The sequence below is a fragment of the Cupriavidus sp. 01L46 genome (assembly GCF_056399905.1).
This window is the reverse complement of sequence record NZ_JBFTSF010000715.1, coordinates 1-497: the sequence shown is the minus strand read 5'-3', so window position 1 is coordinate 497 and position 497 is coordinate 1. Positions and strand designations below refer to the sequence as shown.

Sequence of the window (497 nt, the reverse complement as noted above, 5' to 3'; positions counted from 1 at the left end):
CCTCGACGCCGGTGATGAGTTTGCCCGGGCGCCGGCCTCGTGGATTGCCGGCAGGGAGAAAGCGCGACGTCAGGATTGGCCTTCGGCCGCACCCGCGCCACGCGGGTACCACAGCAGCCGGCGCAGCATCCAGGCCCCGGCCAGCCCCAATGGAACGGCTAGCGCCCACACGCCGACCGGCGCTTCCAGCGCCGTGCTTTCCGGCGCCATCGCGGCGCAGACCATGACGCCTGTGTTCAGGCCCGCATGCAGGACGATGCCGGGCCAGAGCGAACGCGTGCGGCAATAGAGCGCCGCCGCGAACAGCCCGACGGCGAACGCGATCACGAACTGGTAGATGTTCAGGTGCGCCACGCCGAAGACGAAGGCCGAATACGATGCCGGGCCAGAGCGAACGCGTGCGGCAATAGAGCGCCGCCGCGAACAGCCCGACGGCGAACGCGATCACGAACTGGTAGATGTTCAGGTGCGCCACGCCGAAGACGAAGGCCGAATAC

General features: G+C 68.6%; 1 protein-coding gene. It reads right to left on the bottom strand.

Annotated features, from left to right (window positions below):
- Window positions 1-69: 69 nt before the first annotated feature.
- Window positions 70-354: a CPBP family glutamic-type intramembrane protease gene (locus AC1DS3_RS39460; RefSeq protein WP_477129477.1), complete on the bottom strand. Its 285-nt coding sequence runs from the start codon at window positions 352-354 to the stop codon at window positions 70-72.
- Window positions 355-497 lie beyond the last annotated feature (143 nt).